Source organism: Cyanobium sp. ATX 6F1, from assembly GCF_024346315.1.
Lineage (GTDB): Bacteria > Cyanobacteriota > Cyanobacteriia > PCC-6307 > Cyanobiaceae > ATX-6F1.
In genome coordinates this window covers 297,466-311,823 of the sequence record NZ_JAGQCS010000004.1, presented here as the reverse complement: position 1 = coordinate 311,823, position 14,358 = coordinate 297,466, and the positions used below count along the sequence as shown (strand labels likewise).

General features: G+C 66.3%; 16 protein-coding genes. 6 read left to right on the top strand and 10 right to left on the bottom strand.

The features are described 5' to 3' along the window. Positions 1-20: 20 nt before the first annotated feature. The 5 genes from KBZ13_RS08390 (at position 21) to KBZ13_RS08370 (ending at position 6,522) form a co-directional block, all read left to right on the top strand. On the top strand, positions 21-2,036 hold the full coding sequence (locus tag KBZ13_RS08390; RefSeq protein WP_255008163.1) for an NAD(P)H-quinone oxidoreductase subunit 5: 2,016 nt from the start codon (positions 21-23) through the stop codon (positions 2,034-2,036). Positions 2,037-2,274: 238 nt separating this feature from the next. Then, the gene (locus KBZ13_RS08385; RefSeq protein ID WP_255008222.1) at positions 2,275-3,915 is read left to right on the top strand and encodes an NAD(P)H-quinone oxidoreductase subunit 4; all 1,641 of its coding nucleotides are present in this window, start codon (positions 2,275-2,277) and stop codon (positions 3,913-3,915) included. Between the two features lie 115 nt (positions 3,916-4,030). Further along, a complete protein-coding gene (locus tag KBZ13_RS08380) occupies positions 4,031-4,399 on the top strand; it encodes a lipopolysaccharide assembly protein LapA domain-containing protein (RefSeq protein ID WP_255008162.1) in 369 nt (122 codons plus the stop codon). A 27-nt stretch (positions 4,400-4,426) separates the two neighbouring features. Continuing rightward, positions 4,427-5,293 (top strand): segregation/condensation protein A, encoded by an 867-nt coding sequence (locus KBZ13_RS08375; protein ID WP_255008161.1) that lies wholly within the window; start codon positions 4,427-4,429, stop codon positions 5,291-5,293. Positions 5,294-5,340: 47 nt separating this feature from the next. Continuing rightward, a complete protein-coding gene (locus tag KBZ13_RS08370) occupies positions 5,341-6,522 on the top strand; it encodes an NDP-sugar synthase (protein WP_255008159.1) in 1,182 nt (393 codons plus the stop codon). Between the two features lie 30 nt (positions 6,523-6,552). Here KBZ13_RS08370 and KBZ13_RS08365 read toward each other — a convergent pair whose 3' ends face one another. After that, the gene (locus tag KBZ13_RS08365) at positions 6,553-7,455 is read right to left on the bottom strand and encodes a methylenetetrahydrofolate reductase (RefSeq protein WP_255008157.1); all 903 of its coding nucleotides are present in this window, start codon (positions 7,453-7,455) and stop codon (positions 6,553-6,555) included. 100 nt (positions 7,456-7,555) lie between these two features. On the opposite strand from KBZ13_RS08365, the gene KBZ13_RS08360 reads away from it, so the two are divergent. Then, a complete protein-coding gene (locus KBZ13_RS08360; protein WP_255008155.1) occupies positions 7,556-7,831 on the top strand; it encodes a helix-turn-helix domain-containing protein in 276 nt (91 codons plus the stop codon). Between the two features lie 17 nt (positions 7,832-7,848). Here KBZ13_RS08360 and KBZ13_RS08355 read toward each other — a convergent pair whose 3' ends face one another. The 9 genes from KBZ13_RS08355 to KBZ13_RS08315 form a co-directional block, all read right to left on the bottom strand. Beyond that, entirely contained in the window at positions 7,849-8,013 is a 165-nt protein-coding gene (locus KBZ13_RS08355; RefSeq protein WP_255008153.1) for a hypothetical protein, read from the bottom strand. Between the two features lie 80 nt (positions 8,014-8,093). Beyond that, on the bottom strand, positions 8,094-8,660 hold the full coding sequence (locus KBZ13_RS08350; RefSeq protein WP_255008151.1) for a CYTH domain-containing protein: 567 nt from the start codon (positions 8,658-8,660) through the stop codon (positions 8,094-8,096). Then, the gene (locus KBZ13_RS08345; RefSeq protein WP_255008149.1) at positions 8,660-9,661 is read right to left on the bottom strand and encodes an NAD(+) kinase; all 1,002 of its coding nucleotides are present in this window, start codon (positions 9,659-9,661) and stop codon (positions 8,660-8,662) included. The genes KBZ13_RS08350 and KBZ13_RS08345 overlap by 1 nt, the downstream gene beginning before the upstream one ends. A gap of 48 nt (positions 9,662-9,709) precedes the next feature. After that, the gene (gene nuoK / locus KBZ13_RS08340) at positions 9,710-10,039 is read right to left on the bottom strand and encodes an NADH-quinone oxidoreductase subunit NuoK (RefSeq protein ID WP_255008147.1); all 330 of its coding nucleotides are present in this window, start codon (positions 10,037-10,039) and stop codon (positions 9,710-9,712) included. Further along, complete coding sequence (locus KBZ13_RS08335) at positions 10,036-10,665, bottom strand: NADH-quinone oxidoreductase subunit J (protein ID WP_255008145.1); 630 nt, start codon at positions 10,663-10,665, stop codon at positions 10,036-10,038. The genes nuoK and KBZ13_RS08335 overlap by 4 nt, the downstream gene beginning before the upstream one ends. Further along, positions 10,665-11,282, bottom strand: coding sequence for an NAD(P)H-quinone oxidoreductase subunit I (gene ndhI / locus KBZ13_RS08330; protein ID WP_255008143.1), 618 nt, complete (start codon positions 11,280-11,282; stop codon positions 10,665-10,667). Before ndhI ends, KBZ13_RS08335 begins: the two co-directional genes overlap by 1 nt. Positions 11,283-11,343: 61 nt before the next feature. Beyond that, on the bottom strand, positions 11,344-12,519 hold the full coding sequence (gene nuoH / locus KBZ13_RS08325; RefSeq protein WP_255008141.1) for an NADH-quinone oxidoreductase subunit NuoH: 1,176 nt from the start codon (positions 12,517-12,519) through the stop codon (positions 11,344-11,346). A gap of 38 nt (positions 12,520-12,557) precedes the next feature. Continuing rightward, positions 12,558-13,745 carry a citrate synthase gene (locus KBZ13_RS08320; protein ID WP_255008139.1) on the bottom strand — a complete coding sequence of 396 codons (1,188 nt, stop codon included), beginning with the start codon at positions 13,743-13,745 and terminating at the stop codon, positions 12,558-12,560. A gap of 103 nt (positions 13,746-13,848) precedes the next feature. Further along, the gene (locus KBZ13_RS08315) at positions 13,849-14,355 is read right to left on the bottom strand and encodes a SixA phosphatase family protein (RefSeq protein ID WP_255008137.1); all 507 of its coding nucleotides are present in this window, start codon (positions 14,353-14,355) and stop codon (positions 13,849-13,851) included. Positions 14,356-14,358 lie beyond the last annotated feature (3 nt).

The window sequence follows — 14,358 nt, the reverse complement described above, 5'->3', positions numbered from 1 at the left end:
TGCACCCAAACCCTTCCAGGATGAGCTCGGCCGCTGAACTTGCCTGGTTGATTCCCGTGCTGCCATTGGCGGGAGCCGCGCTGGTGGGGCTGGGGTTGATCAGCTTCAACCGCACCATCAACCGACTGCGCAAACCCGTCGCCCTGCTGCTGATCAGCCTGGTGGGGGCTTCCGCTGTGATCAGCTTCGTGATCCTGGCCCAGCAACTGGCCGGTGCCCCCGCCACCGAAGTGCTGTTCAACTGGGCCAGCACCGGCGACTTCAACCTGCAGATGGGCTACCGGGTGGATCCCCTGGGGGCCGTGATGCTGGCCCTGGTCACCACCATCGCCCTGCTGGTGATGGTCTACTCCGATGGCTACATGGCGCACGACAAGAGCTACGTGCGCTTCTTCACCTACCTGGCCCTGTTCAGCAGCTCGATGCTCGGGCTGGTGCTCAGCCCCAACCTGCTGGAGATCTACGTCTTCTGGGAGCTAGTGGGCATGTGCTCCTACCTGCTGGTGGGCTTCTGGTACGACCGCGAAGGGGCCGCCAACGCCGCCCAAAAAGCCTTCATCGTCAACCGGGTGGGGGATTTCGGCCTGCTGCTGGGCATCCTCGGCCTGTTCTGGGCCACCGGCAGCTTCGGCTTCGAAGAGATCGCTGCGCGGCTCTCCGAGGGCCTCGCCAACGGCAGCATCACCCACGTGGCCGCCGTGATCCTCTGCCTTCTGGTGTTCATGGGACCGATGGCGAAGTCGGCTCAGTTTCCGCTCCATGTCTGGCTGCCCGATGCCATGGAGGGCCCGACACCGATCTCGGCCCTGATCCACGCGGCCACGATGGTGGCCGCCGGGGTGTTCCTGGTGGCTCGGCTCCAGCCCATCTACCTCCAGTTCCCAGATGTGCAGACGGTGATTGCCGTGGTCGGCACAATCACCTGCTTCCTGGGGGCCTCGATCGCCCTCACCCAGCACGACCTTAAAAAGGGCCTGGCCTACAGCACCGTCTCCCAACTGGGCTACATGGTCCTGGCGATGGGCTGCGGCGCCCCGATCGCCGGCATGTTCCACCTGGTCACCCATGCCTTCTTCAAGGCGATGCTGTTCCTGGGCTCGGGCTCGGTGATCCACGCCATGGAAGAAGTGGTGGGCCACGAGCCCGTGCTCGCCCAGGACATGCGCCTGATGGGCGGTTTGCGCAAGTACATGCCGGTCACCGCGATCACCTTTTTGATCGGCTGCGTGGCGATCAGCGGCATCCCCCCCCTGGCGGGTTTCTGGAGCAAGGACGAGATCCTTGGGGTGGCCTTCGCCAGTTACCCACTGCTGTGGGTGGTCGGTTTCCTGACCGCCGGCATGACCGCCTTCTACATGTTCCGGCTCTACTTCCTCACCTTCGAGGGCCCCTTCCGTGGCCATGACACCGCCATGAAGCAACAACTGCTGGCGGCAGCCGGCAAAGGCAGCAGCAGTGAGGAGCAGGGGGAGGGCCACGGCCACCACGCCAGCCACCCCCACGAATCCGGCTGGCAGATGGCCGCCCCCCTGGCTGTGCTGGCGGTGCCCTCGGTGCTGATCGGTCTGCTGGGCACCCCCTGGCACAGCCGCTTCGGGGCCCTGCTCGATCCACAGGAAGCCGCTGAGGCGGCCGAGCATTTCAGCTGGGGAGAGTTCCTGCCCCTGGCCGGCGCGTCGGTGGCGATCTCCATCACAGGCATCACCGTGGCGGTGCTGGCCTACTCCCTGCACAAGCTTGATCTGGCCAGGCTGGTGGCGGCCCGCTTCCCCAGCGTCAACGCCTTCCTGGCCAACAAGTGGTACCTCGATGACCTCAACGATCGCCTGTTCGTGCAGGGCAGCCGCAAACTGGCCCGCCAGGTGCTCGAGGTGGACGCCAAGGTGGTCGATGGGGTGGTGAACCTCACCGGCCTGCTCACCCTGGGTAGCGGCGAGGGTCTCAAGTACTTCGAAACCGGCCGGGCCCAGTTCTATGCCCTGATCGTGTTCGGTGGGGTGATCGCCCTGGTGGTGCTGTTCAGCGCCTTCGGCTGAGGGCCGGCCAGGGGCTTCAGCAGCCTTCGCCCCTGGGATCGGATCCACTGAATCCAGGGCCACAGGTGGTCGCCGCCCAGCCAGCCGCCGGCCTGGGTGCTGGCCCGGGGCGCCCCCGGCCCTGGCCGAATCCAAGCGCCCGGGGCCACAGGACACTCTGTGTTTAATCCCGTATCCGCACGGACCGCCCTGGACCTGCATTTCTACACTCCGGCGAGCTTCCCCTGCCTCGCCTGTGCTGCTGGACTTCGCTGTGACGACAGGCTCCGTAGCAGCCGTGCCCTGGCTGAGCATCTCGATCCTGTTCCCGATCGCCGCCGCGCTGGCGATCCCCTTCATCCCCGATGCCGGCGACGGCAAGACCGTGCGCTGGTATGCCCTCGGGGTGTCCCTGATCACCTTCCTGGTCACGGCAGCGGCCTACCTCAATGGCTACGACCCGTCGGTGGAGGGCTTGCAGCTGATCGAGCGGGTGGAGTGGCTGCCTGATCTGGGCCTGGCCTGGTCGGTGGGGGCCGATGGCCTCTCAATGCCGCTGATCCTGCTCACCAGCTTCATCACCGCCCTGGCGGTGCTGGCCGCCTGGCCGGTCACGTTCAAACCGCGGCTGTTCTTCTTCCTGATCCTGGCCATGGACGGCGGCCAGATCGCCGTGTTCGCCGTTCAGGACATGCTGCTGTTCTTCCTGGCCTGGGAACTGGAGCTGCTGCCGGTGTACCTGCTGCTGGCGATCTGGGGGGCCAAGAAGCGCCAATACGCCGCCACCAAATTCATCCTCTACACCGCCGGCGGCTCGGTGTTCATCCTGCTGGCGGCCCTGGCGATGGGCTTCCAAGGCGGCGGCGCCCCCAGCTTCGAGTACTCGGCCCTGGCGGCCAAGGAGTTCGGCACACGCTTCGAGCTGCTGGCCTATGCGGGCCTGCTGATCGCCTTCGGGGTGAAGCTGCCTATCGTGCCGCTGCACACCTGGCTCCCCGATGCCCACGGCGAAGCCACGGCACCGGTGCACATGCTGCTCGCCGGCATCCTGCTGAAGATGGGCGGCTATGCGCTGCTGCGCTTCAACGTGCAGCTGCTACCCGACGCCCACGCCCAGTTCGCTCCGCTGCTGGTGGTGCTTGGGGTCGTGAACATCATCTATGCGGCGCTCACATCGTTTGCCCAGCGCAACCTCAAGCGCAAGATCGCCTACAGCTCGATCAGCCACATGGGCTTCGTGCTGATCGGCATCGGCAGCTTCAGCGCCGTGGGCACCAGCGGCGCGATGCTGCAGATGGTGAGCCATGGCCTGATCGGCGCCAGTCTGTTCTTCCTGGTGGGGGCCACCTACGACCGCACCCACACCCTGCAGCTCGATGAGATGGGCGGCGTGGGCCAGAAAATGCGCAAGATGTTCGCCCTCTGGACCATCTGCTCGCTGGCCTCGCTGGCCCTGCCGGGGATGAGCGGCTTCATCTCAGAGCTGATGGTGTTCGTGGGCTTTGTGACCAGCGAGGCCTACGCCCTCAGCTTCCGCATCGTGATGGCGGCCCTGGCGGCGGTGGGAGTGATCCTCACTCCGATCTACCTGCTCTCGATGCTGCGGGAGATCTTCTTCGGCAAGGAGAACCCCGAGCTGGCCAGCCACAACCAGCTGGTGGACGCCGAGCCCAGGGAGATCTACATCATCTCCGCTCTGCTTGTGCCGATCATCGGCATCGGCCTCTATCCGCGCCTGGTCACCGACAGTTACCGGGCCTCAATTGAGGCGCTGGTGGCCCGCGAAAATCTGGCCTTCAACAAGGTGATCGGACCGATCCCCACCGGCTTGATCCGCAAGAGCCTGGTGGCTCCCAGCCTGTTGCCTCCAGCGCTGGTCCGGGTCTCTGCCCTGGCCTGAGCATCCAGGGGTAACGAAACTCTGCAGTTGACCTCCGCCCGGCCCAGATCCAGGGCGGCTTCCTTACGCTCCCAGACGCCAATCCAGATGTGCGGCAGAGCCTGCGGACCCAGCGATGCGACAGCTGAATTTTCTGCTGATCTTCAGCTTCGGCCTTGCGATGGTGATGTTCACCCTCGAGAACACCGCGGCCACCACGGTGCGCTTCCTGCCGGGGATCAACCTCACCCTGCCCCTGGCCGCGCTGCTGCTGGTGGTGGGGGGCGTGGGGGCCACCGCCGCCTGGGTGTTCGCCGTCTGGACCGGAGTGATCAAGAAGGTGGAAACCCTCGCCGACAACGGTGAGCTGGAAGCCCAACAGGTGCGCATCCGCGAACTCGAGGAAGACGTGCAGCGCTACCGGGCCACGGTGGACGCCCAGCTGGGACTGCTGCCGGCGGCCGGTGAAACCTCAGCGGTGGCTGGCCTGGGTGAAAGCGGGTAGGTTGCGCCCAGCGCAAGGGGGAGACGGTTGGCTGAAGGGGGCGCCAGGCTGGCCATCCGGCTGCTGCAGGACGCCGCTGAACGCGGCGACCTGGACCCCTGGGACGTGGATGTGATTGCCGTCGTCGATGGCTTCCTCGACCAGCTGCGCCAGCGCATCGTGGTGCCCCGACTGGTCAGGGCGGACCGCGGGCAACGGGGGGGCAGCTACGAGCAGGACCTCGCTGAAACCAGCGAGGCCTTCCTGGCCGCCTCTGTGCTGGTCTCCCTCAAGGCGGAGGTGCTCGAGGCCCAGACCTTCCCCCCCGAAGCCCCCCTGGAGGATCCCTTCGATCTCGACTCCTCGGGAGATCCGGCCTACGACGTGGTGATCGAGCTGCCCAGGCGTCCCGAGCGTCACCTCTGGCGCAGGCCCGTGGCCCCGCCGCCTTTGCAGCGACCGGTCACCCTGGGGGAACTGATTCGCCAGCTCGAGGACATTGCCGAGCGCCTGGAGCAGGAGGAGGGCCGCAGCAGGCCCAAGTACCGCAGCAAGCGCCTCAGTGATCGGGCTGCGATCGAGCAGGTGGCGGCCCTGGCCCACCGCGAAAAATTGCCGGAGACCACCGCCGCCCTGAGCCAGTTCCTGCTGCGCTGGCCCCAGGCCCTCGATTGGGTCGACTTCGACGACCTGGTCACGATCTGGACGGCCCAGGCACCAGCGGAGCTGGACAGCGACCGGGTGGGTGTGTTCTGGGCCCTGTTGTTCCTCTGCGCCCAGGGCAAGGTGGACCTGGCCCAGGAGGGGGGACTGTTCGCCCCGCTGACCTTGAAACGCAACCTGGTGGAGAGCGAAAGCGTCCAGTTGCCCTTGGTGCCAGCTCCTTTGCCGGCTCGGCAGGCCCTGGCAGCCTGATTTCCGCCCTTAGGCTTGAGTCACTTGAGTAAGGCAGACAGGCGTCGATGAAGGCGATGATCCTGGCCGCCGGCAAGGGAACCCGGGTGCGCCCCATCACGCACACCATTCCCAAACCGATGATCCCGATCCTGCAGAAACCCGTGATGGAGTTTCTGCTGGAGTTGCTCAAGGAGCATGGGTTCACCGAAATCATGGTGAACGTCTCCCACCTGGCCGAGGAAATCGAGAACTATTTCCGCGATGGTCAGCGCTTCGGCGTCGAGATCGCCTACAGCTTCGAAGGCCGCATCGAAGAAGGTGAGTTGATCGGCGAGGCCATGGGTTCAGCCGGCGGCATCAAAAAGATCCAGACCTTCCAGCCCTTCTTCGACGACACCTTCGTGGTGCTCTGCGGCGACGCCCTGATCGACCTCGACCTCACCGAGGCGGTGCGGCGCCATAAGGCCAAAGGTGCCATGGCCAGCCTGGTGACCAAGCGCGTGCCGCGCGATCAGGTCAGCAGCTATGGCGTGGTGGTCACCGGCGATGACGGCCGGGTGCTCACCTTCCAGGAAAAACCCTCGGTGGATGAGGCCCTGGGGGACATGATCAACACGGGGATCTACATCTTCGAACCGGAGGTGCTTGATCACATCCCGGTGGGCGTGCCCTTCGACATCGGCGCCGATCTCTTCCCGCTGCTGGTGGAAGCAGGCGCGCCCTTCTACGCCCTGCCGATGGAATTTGAATGGGTGGACATCGGCAAGGTCCCCGACTACTGGCAGGCGATTCGCAGCGTGCTCGAAGGGCACGTGCGCCAGGTGCAGATCCCCGGCAAGGAAGTGCGCCCGGGGGTGTTCACGGGCCTCAACGTGGCCGCCAACTGGGATCGCATCACCGTCGAAGGCCCCGTCTACGTGGGGGGCATGACCAAGATCGAGGACGGCGCCACGATCATCGGGCCCGCCATGATTGGTCCCAGCTGCCACATCTGTGCTGGTGCCACGATCGATAATTCGATCATCTTCGATTACTCCCGCATCGGTGCCGGAGTGCGGCTGGTGGAGAAGTTAGTGTTTGGCCGCTACTGCGTCGATCGCAACGGCGATCACTTCGATCTCCAGGAGGCCGCCCTGGATTGGCTGATCACCGATTCCCGCCGCCAGGACCACAGCGTCCCCTCTCCTCAGCAGAAGGCCATGGCCGACCTGCTCGGCACAGATTTAGCCGTGGGCAAGGCCGGTTGAACGGCCCCAGGCCTTCCTGGCCTGGGCAACTCAGCGCACGCTCGCGGGATGGGCGAGTGGGGCGACCCCGGCCGCCGCAAGAATCGCCGGAATCCGGTCTTCGGCCTTGATCGCCATCAAATGCACCCCCTGGGCGATCGAGCGGTAGTCGCGCACCTGCTCGGCAGCAATGGCGATGCCCTCGGCGGCAGGGTCGGAAGCGGCGGCGAGGCGGTCGATCAGCACCTGGGGAATCGAGGCGCCCGGCACCACCCGGTTGATGAAGGCCGCATTGCGGGCCGATTTGAGTAGAAACACCCCCGCCAGCACCGGCAGTCCCATGGGATCAGCGATCTCCTGGCAGAAGCGCTCAAGGGCCCTGGTGTCCATCACCATCTGGGTCTGGATGAAGCGAGCCCCGGCCGCCTGCTTGCGCTCCAGCCGGCGCTTGAGACCACTCCAGCTCCCCGACTGGGGATCGGCGGCCGCACCGGCGAACAGCGCCGTGGGTCCATCGGGCAACACGCCCTGCACAGGATCCTCGCCTTGGTTGAAGGCCCGCACCAGCTCGAGCAGCCGCACGGCCTCCAACTCGTTCACCTTCCGGGCGCTGGGCTGATCGCCCGCCTGCACGGGATCACCGGTGAGGCAAAGCAGATTGCGGATGCCGAGGGCATGGGCACCGAGCAGGTCGGCCTGCAGGGCGATGCGGTTGCGATCACGGCAGGTGAGCTGCCAGACGGGCTCGATCCCCGCCTCCAGCAGCAATCGGCAGACCGCCAGGCTGCTCATGCGCATCACCGCCCGGCTGCCATCGGTGACGTTGATGGCATGCACCAGGCTCTTGAGGGACCGGGCCACCGCCAGGGCGCGCGACGGGTCCGCACCCCTCGGTGGGGTCACCTCCGCCGTGATCGCGAACTGGCCGGAGCGGAGAGCCTCTTCCAGAAGCACGAATCGACTCCGCAACCGAAGCGCCCATCATGGATCAGCGCAGCCAGCGCCACTGCGCGCCCTGCGTACAGTGGATGGGTCCGAGGGCGACTGACCCCTGATGACTGATCTCGGCGGCCTGGCAGCGGTGCGCTCCAACCTTTCGGAGCGGGAGCTTGAGATCATCGAACTGGTGGCCACCGGGCTCACCAATCAGGAAGTGGCCAAAAAGCTGATGATCAGTAAGCGCACGGTCGACAACCACGTCAGCAACATCTTCACCAAGACCGGTGCCAAGAACCGGGTGGCCCTGCTGAATTGGGCCATGGACAACGGCAAGATCTGCCGCGATGGCTTCAACTGCTGCTCCCTCCCAGAGGCTGGCCAGCGGCCCTGATCAGGCGCGGCAAAGACTCAGGCCAACGCGCTCAGGCGGCCCAGATCCACTTCGTCCCCGTCGTCACCTAAAGGCTCGAACGTGACGGCCTCGAGCTCGAACAGTTCCACATAGGCCTGGCAGGCATCACGATCTTTCCCCACGAAGCGCAGCAAACCTTGGTGGTCGTAAAGGGCGATCACGGTCTTCAACAGGGATGTGGGCGGAGGTGCTGGGGAGCGTCAAACACCCGAGCCTGTGCCGTTGGGCCCAAGCCTATGGCCTAGGGAGCGGCATCGGTGCCGCCCAGATGCTGCAGGATGTGGCTGCGTTGCTCCTCCCCCCAGCAGGCGAACGGGTGGTGGGCCAGGGCCGCATTGCTGAGCTCCCCAAGGCCTGTGATCTCCCAGCGGCACCAAGGCGGGACAGGCACCGGTTGGTCGGCCCGCTCCAGCTCCACTTCGGCGATCACCAGGGGCGCATTGGCCCCTTCGAACACGTCGAGCACCCAATCGCCGCCACTCAGATCGAGCGTGTAGCGGAGCTTGCGCAAGCCCACCGGCGCCAGCGCCAGCAAGGCCTCCGCATCCTCCGGGGGAATCGGGTACTCGAACTCATGGCGGGCCAGGCCACCCGTGGGGGCCTTCAAGGTCAGCCAGGCGCTGGCCGCCCCCCCCCGGGCTCGCTCGCTGACCAGACCCGCTTCAGGGAGCGTGCTGCGCACCCGCACGGTGAAACCCTCACGATCCCCGGCCAGGTAGCCCTGACGCAGGGCCTGCTGGCTGGTCACATGGAGGCGCCAGGCCTCCCCCGGAGCGACCAGAAACCGCCGCTCGATCTCCAGTGCCATCAGCCGCCCCGGGGTCCGCCGGGCCGCGCTGATTCGGCCGCAGAAAGGCTGCCGGCCCAATGCAGTTTGTGGGTGAGGGTGCGGTAGTAGGAGGGGCTCTGCTCCAGCACCACCATCAGGGCCTGGTGGCGTGAACGGCGCACCACACAGCGTTCGCCGGGCACCAGTTCCCCGGCCTGGGCGCCGTCTTTCCAGAGGCGCACCCGACGGCCGGGCTCCCCGAGGGGGCGAATCACCAGCTGGGCCCGGGGCGGCACCACCACGGTGCGGCTGGAGAGGCTCATCGGGCAGATCGGGGTGACCACGATCGCGTCCAGTCCCGGATGCAGGATCGGACCACCGGCGGCCATGGCATAGCCGGTGGAGCCGGTGGGGGTGGCGATGATCAGGCCGTCGCCGCGGAAGTGGTCGATGACCTCGCCATCGATGGCCAGTTCCAGATCGCAGGTGGGCGAAAGGGTTTCCAGGCTGGGGCGCACGTAGAAATCGTTCAGGGCGGTGTGAACCGCCGCCGCGTCGTCGGCAGAGTCTGCTGCCGGTGCTGTGCCTGCCGCCCCAGCCGCAGGGCTGAGCGGGGCTTCGCCTTCCAGGGAGGCCTCCAGCATCATGCGGCGCTCAAGGGCGAAGCGGTCCTCGCGCAGGCGTTGCCAGAGGTTGGGCTCCCGGGCGGCGCCATCGCCGTCCCTGAGGCGCAGCAGCTTGCGGTCGTGGGTGAGGAAGCCCAGGTGCCCGCCGACATTGAAACTGAGGATCGGCACCCCCAGCGGTCCCAGGTGACGGGAGGCCCCCAGCACCGTGCCATCGCCCCCCAAGACCAGGGCCAGATCGGGCAGGTCAGCGCCTGCCGCGATCAGGGACGGGTAGGGGTCCAGGTCCAGGCCGCTGGCGGCCATCGCCACGGCGATGCCCTGGCTGCGCAGATCTGAGGCGCAGCGGCGTGCCTGGCGTTGGGCCAGAGCGCTGCCGGCCCGATGGATCAGCCAGACCATCTCCAGGCGCATGCTCAGCCCCTGGAACCATGGAATGAACCGATGAACAAGCGCTCAGACCTACCAGCGCAGCAGGTTGAAGCGTTCCATGTCGACGGTTTCACGGTTGCGGTAGAGGGAGAGCAAAATCGCCAGCCCAACGGCCGCCTCGGCCGCCGCCACGCAGATCACGAAGATCGCGAACACCTGGCCGCGGATCAGCTGACCGTCGACGTAGCTGGAGAAGGCCATGAGGTTGATGTTGACGCCGTTGAGCATCAACTCGATGCTCATCAGCACCCTTACGGCATTGCGGCTGTTGATCAGCCCCCAGACGCCCGTGCAGAACAGCAGCGCCGCCAGCACCAGGTAGGCCTGCAGGGGGATGGTGGTGGGGAGTTCAAGGCTCATGGGGTATTCTCCAGCAGGGACGATTCCAGGGCGGAGCGATCCAGCAGCAGGGGGCTGCGCTCCTTCTCGATCAGACCTTGATCCACCGGCTCACCGGTGATCACATCGCTCACAAGCACGTCGCGGCGGGCCAGCACGATCGCGCCGATCATCGACATCAACAGCAGCACCGAGGCCAGCTCGAAGGGCAGCAGGTAGTCGCTGAACAGATGTTCACCGATGCGCAGGGTGGCTTCATCCCCCAGGGGCACCGGCCCGGGGAGGGCCCAGGAGGTGGTGAGATCGACGCGCAACAGCAAGGCGAACAGGCCGGCGCAGACCGCGCCGGAGAGCACCCGGCGCAGGGCCAGCCCGGGGATGGCGGCCATGTTTTCCTTCTTGTTCACGAGCATGATCGCGAACAGGATCAGCACGTTCACGGCGCCGACATAGACCAGCACCTGGGCGGCAGCCACGAAGCTGGCGTTGAGCATCAGGTAGAGACCAGCCACCGAAAGGAACACGCCCCCGAGCAGGAAGGCCGAATAGACGATGTTGGGCAGCAGCACCACCCCGAGGGCACCCAGCACAAGGGTGATCGAGAGGGCAGTGAAGGAGATGTACTGGGCGGTGGAGGCGATGGTCATCAGGACGGGGCTCCGCTGTCGGGGGCAGGGGCGGCAGCGGCCTGGGCCGCCAGGATCTGATCGGGCCGGGCACCGGCGCGGGGACGGGACGGATCGACTCCGTGGGGATCGATGACCCCCTTGGGCAAGTAGCCAAATTCCTTGAGGGGGGTGACCGCCGGATCAGTGGTGACGCTGGTGGGCAGTCGACCGAGGGCGACGTTGTCGTAGTTGAGGCTGTGGCGATCGAAGGCCGCCAGCTCATACTCCTCGGTCATCGAGAGGCAGTTGGTGGGGCAGTACTCGACGCAGTTGCCGCAGAAGATGCAGACCCCGAAATCAATCGAGTAATTTCGGAGTTCCTTTTTCTTGGTCTCTTTATTCGCGACCCAATCCACCACCGGCAGGTTGATCGGGCAGACCCGCACACAGACCTCACAGGCGATGCACTTGTCAAACTCGAAGTGGATGCGGCCCCGGTAACGCTCCGAGGGAATCAGCTTTTCGTAGGGGTACTGAACCGTGATCGGGCGGCGCTTGAGGTGATCGAAGGTGACCGACAGGCCATCGGTGATGTACCTGGCAGCGCTGACCGCGTCCTTGGTGTAGTCACCGACCTGTTTCAGGAAACCGAACATGAGCCTGGGAGGGAAGGGAAGAACGCTGGAGGCCTGGGGCCCATGATGACGTCAGAGGGACTCAGCCGCCGAAAAAGGCGGGGAACGCCAACTTGAGACCGGCGGTGACCAGCAGGTTGACCAGGGCAATCGGAAGCAGGAACTTCCAGCCCAGATCCAGCAGCTGGTCGATGCGCACCCGGGGTGTGGTCCAGCGCAGCAGGATGGCGATGAACACCAGCGCGTAGGCCTTGAGCACGGTCATCACAATGCCGACCGAGCCGGTGATCACCTGCACCAAGGGGGCATCGGGGGACTGACCCAGGGCCGAGGCCAGCCACTCCACCGGCACCGGGAAGCCCCAGCCGCCGAGGTAGAGCACGGACACCAACAGGGCCGAGAGCACGAGGTTGATGTAGCTGCCCAGGTAGAAGAGGGCGAACTTCATGCCCGCGTATTCCGTCTGATAGCCAGCCACCAGTTCCTCCTCCGCTTCAGGGAGGTCAAAGGGCAGGCGCTCGCATTCGGCCAGGGCACAGATCCAGAAGATCAGGAAACCCACCGGCTGGCGCCAGATGTTCCAGCTGAGGATGCCGGCACCGTTCTGCTGATCGACGATGTCGACGGTGGAGAGCGAATTGCTCATCATCACCACCGCCAGCACCGCCAGGGCGAGGGGAATCTCGTAGCTGATCGACTGGGCCGCCGCCCGCAGGCCCCCGAGCAGCGCGTATTTGTTGTTGCTGGAGTAACCGCTCATCAACAGGCCAATGGGCTGGATGCTGCTTAGGGAAATCCAGAGGAAGATGCCCACCCCCACGTTGCTGATCAGCAGGTGCTGGCCGAAGGGCACCACCAGCCAGGAAAGGATCACCGGCACCACCACCAGGATCGGCCCGAGCGTGAACAGCAGCCCGTCGGCCTTGGCCGGGATCACATCTTCCTTGACCAGGAGCTTGAGGCCGTCGGCGATGGGCTGAAGCACGCCGAGGGCCCCGGCGTATTCGGGGCCGATCCGTTGCTGAACCGCCGCCGAAATCTTGCGCTCCAACCAGACGGTCACGAGCACCCCGACGACGGCCGCCACCAGCACCAGCAGCATCGGCAGGGGCAGCCAGAGCAGGCGAGCGGCGGCCGGGGTGAGGCCAAGGCCCTCCAGCGCGGCGCTGAAACTCGATTCCAGATCAAGGCCTGGACTGACCACGCCTACGGCGGAGACGACGGCCGATGGGGCAACGGCTGCAAGTGCAGGGACCATGGGGGCAGCTGCGGTAGGGGCAACTTAGGCGCAGGCGGTCAGGAGCGGGCGATTGCCGGGCGGGCATTGATGGGTGCCCAGGCCCGGCGGCTGGAACCGGTGTAGATCTGCGTGGGCCGGTAGATGCGGTTGGCCCCCAGCTGCTCCTTCCAATGGGCGAGCCAACCGGCCACCCGGGCGATGGCAAAAATCGGGGTGAACAGGTCTTCGGGGATGCCGAGCTTGCGGTAGACGAGGCCGGAATAAAAATCCACGTTGGGGTAGATGCCCTTCGGGCCCAGCCGCTCGGCGGCCACCTCCTCCAACTTGCGGGCCAGGTCGTAGAGCGGGTCGTGGCCGAACTGGTCGAAGAGTTGCTCCGCCAGCTTCTGGAGGATCACGGCGCGGGGGTCCTTGACCTTGTACTCGCGGTGGCCGAAACCCATGATCTTCTGCTTGCCGGCAATCGCCCGATCCAGCCAGGGTTCCACCTGGTCTTCGCTGCCGATCTCCTCGAGCATCGTCAGCACGTCTTCGTTGGCGCCGCCGTGCAGGGGTCCGGCAAGGGTGCCCACGGCTGAAGCCACCACCGCGTAGGGGTCGGTGAGGGTGCTGGCGGTGACGCGGGCGCTGAAGGTGCTGGCGTTGAGGCTGTGCTCGGCGTGGAGAATCAGACAGGCATCGAAAATCCGAGCCGCCAGGGGATCGGGCTCCTGCTCGGTGAGCATGTAGAGGAAGTTGGAGGCATAGGCCAGGTCGTCTCGGGGCTGGATCGGATCCTGGCCCTTACGGATCAGCTGGAACGCCGCCACCATCGTTGGGATCTTGGCGATCAGCCGCACCACGGCCCCGTAGATGTATTCGGGGTTGTCGAGGGCGCGGCGGGAATAGAACAGCCCAAGGGAGGCGGCACTGGCCTGGAGCGCATCCATTGGATGGCCCGCCGAGGGGAAGCTCTTCATCATGTCCCGGATGCGGAAGCTCACCCGGCGGTGCATCTGAACCTCCCGCTCGAAGGCCCGCAGTTCCTCGGCGTTGGGCAACTCACCCCAGATCAGCAGGTGGGTGGTTTCCAGGAAGCTGCTGTGGGCCGCCAGCTCCTCAAGCGGGTAGCCCCGGTAGGTGAGCAGGCCCTGGGTGCCGTCGATGTCACAGATGGCCGATTGGGTGGCGGGCACACCCTCGAGCCCGGGGCGGAAAACCACTCCGTTGCCCATGGCGGGCTGAGGGGAAGCGTCGACCACCATCGCGGCGCGGGGTACGGGAAGGCCGGCAACCTAGGACCGCTCGCCCAAAGCCCGCAGTAGCGCTACCGACCGGCGGTGGCTCAGGCGGAAGCCTCCAGCGCCCTCAGAGCCCCAGGCTGCGGGGGCTGAGCAGCAACTGGAGCGTGGCCCCCGAAAGGGGCCAGGGACCCTCGCTGGAAGCAGCGTCACCAGCATCCGCCAGCTCCAGCAGCACCACCCCCGCCTTGCGCAGCCGCAGGCTGCCGGCGGGCGCCCCGCAAAGCGCCGTCGCCAACGCGCTGAGGTCGGGTTCATGGCCCACCAGCCCCAGGCGGCTCCAGCCGCCCCGCAGCAGCGGTTCAGGGCGCCCCCCCGGGGCAAGGGCGGCGCTGATCTCCAGACGCTCCGCCAGGCCCGCCGCCAGCGCCAGTTCGGCGGTCTGACGGGCCCGCACCAGGGGGCTGCTGATCAGGTGATCGCAGCGCAGGCCGATTGCCACCAGCCGCTCCAGCACCTGTTCGCTGCGGCGGCGGCCCTGGGGGGTGAGGGCACGGGCGGCGTCCTCCAGCGCCGGGGACCGCTCCTGGGCGATGCCGTGGCGCAACAGCAGCAGTTCGCGGCGGACGCCCATGGT

Coding starts and splice junctions, on each gene's coding strand:
- KBZ13_RS08320 (WP_255008139.1), bottom strand. CDS start 13,745: ATGGTGGTCGACGCTTCCCCTCAGCCCGCCATGGGCAACGGAGTGGTT.
- KBZ13_RS08380 (WP_255008162.1), top strand. CDS start 4,031: ATGCGACAGCTGAATTTTCTGCTGATCTTCAGCTTCGGCCTTGCGATG.
- KBZ13_RS08370 (WP_255008159.1), top strand. CDS start 5,341: ATGAAGGCGATGATCCTGGCCGCCGGCAAGGGAACCCGGGTGCGCCCC.
- ndhI (WP_255008143.1), bottom strand. CDS start 11,282: ATGTTCGGTTTCCTGAAACAGGTCGGTGACTACACCAAGGACGCGGTC.
- KBZ13_RS08360 (WP_255008155.1), top strand. CDS start 7,556: ATGACTGATCTCGGCGGCCTGGCAGCGGTGCGCTCCAACCTTTCGGAG.
- KBZ13_RS08390 (WP_255008163.1), top strand. CDS start 21: ATGAGCTCGGCCGCTGAACTTGCCTGGTTGATTCCCGTGCTGCCATTG.
- nuoH (WP_255008141.1), bottom strand. CDS start 12,519: ATGGTCCCTGCACTTGCAGCCGTTGCCCCATCGGCCGTCGTCTCCGCC.
- nuoK (WP_255008147.1), bottom strand. CDS start 10,039: ATGAGCCTTGAACTCCCCACCACCATCCCCCTGCAGGCCTACCTGGTG.
- KBZ13_RS08350 (WP_255008151.1), bottom strand. CDS start 8,660: ATGGCACTGGAGATCGAGCGGCGGTTTCTGGTCGCTCCGGGGGAGGCC.
- KBZ13_RS08345 (WP_255008149.1), bottom strand. CDS start 9,661: ATGCGCCTGGAGATGGTCTGGCTGATCCATCGGGCCGGCAGCGCTCTG.
- KBZ13_RS08335 (WP_255008145.1), bottom strand. CDS start 10,665: ATGACCATCGCCTCCACCGCCCAGTACATCTCCTTCACTGCCCTCTCG.
- KBZ13_RS08315 (WP_255008137.1), bottom strand. CDS start 14,355: ATGGGCGTCCGCCGCGAACTGCTGCTGTTGCGCCACGGCATCGCCCAG.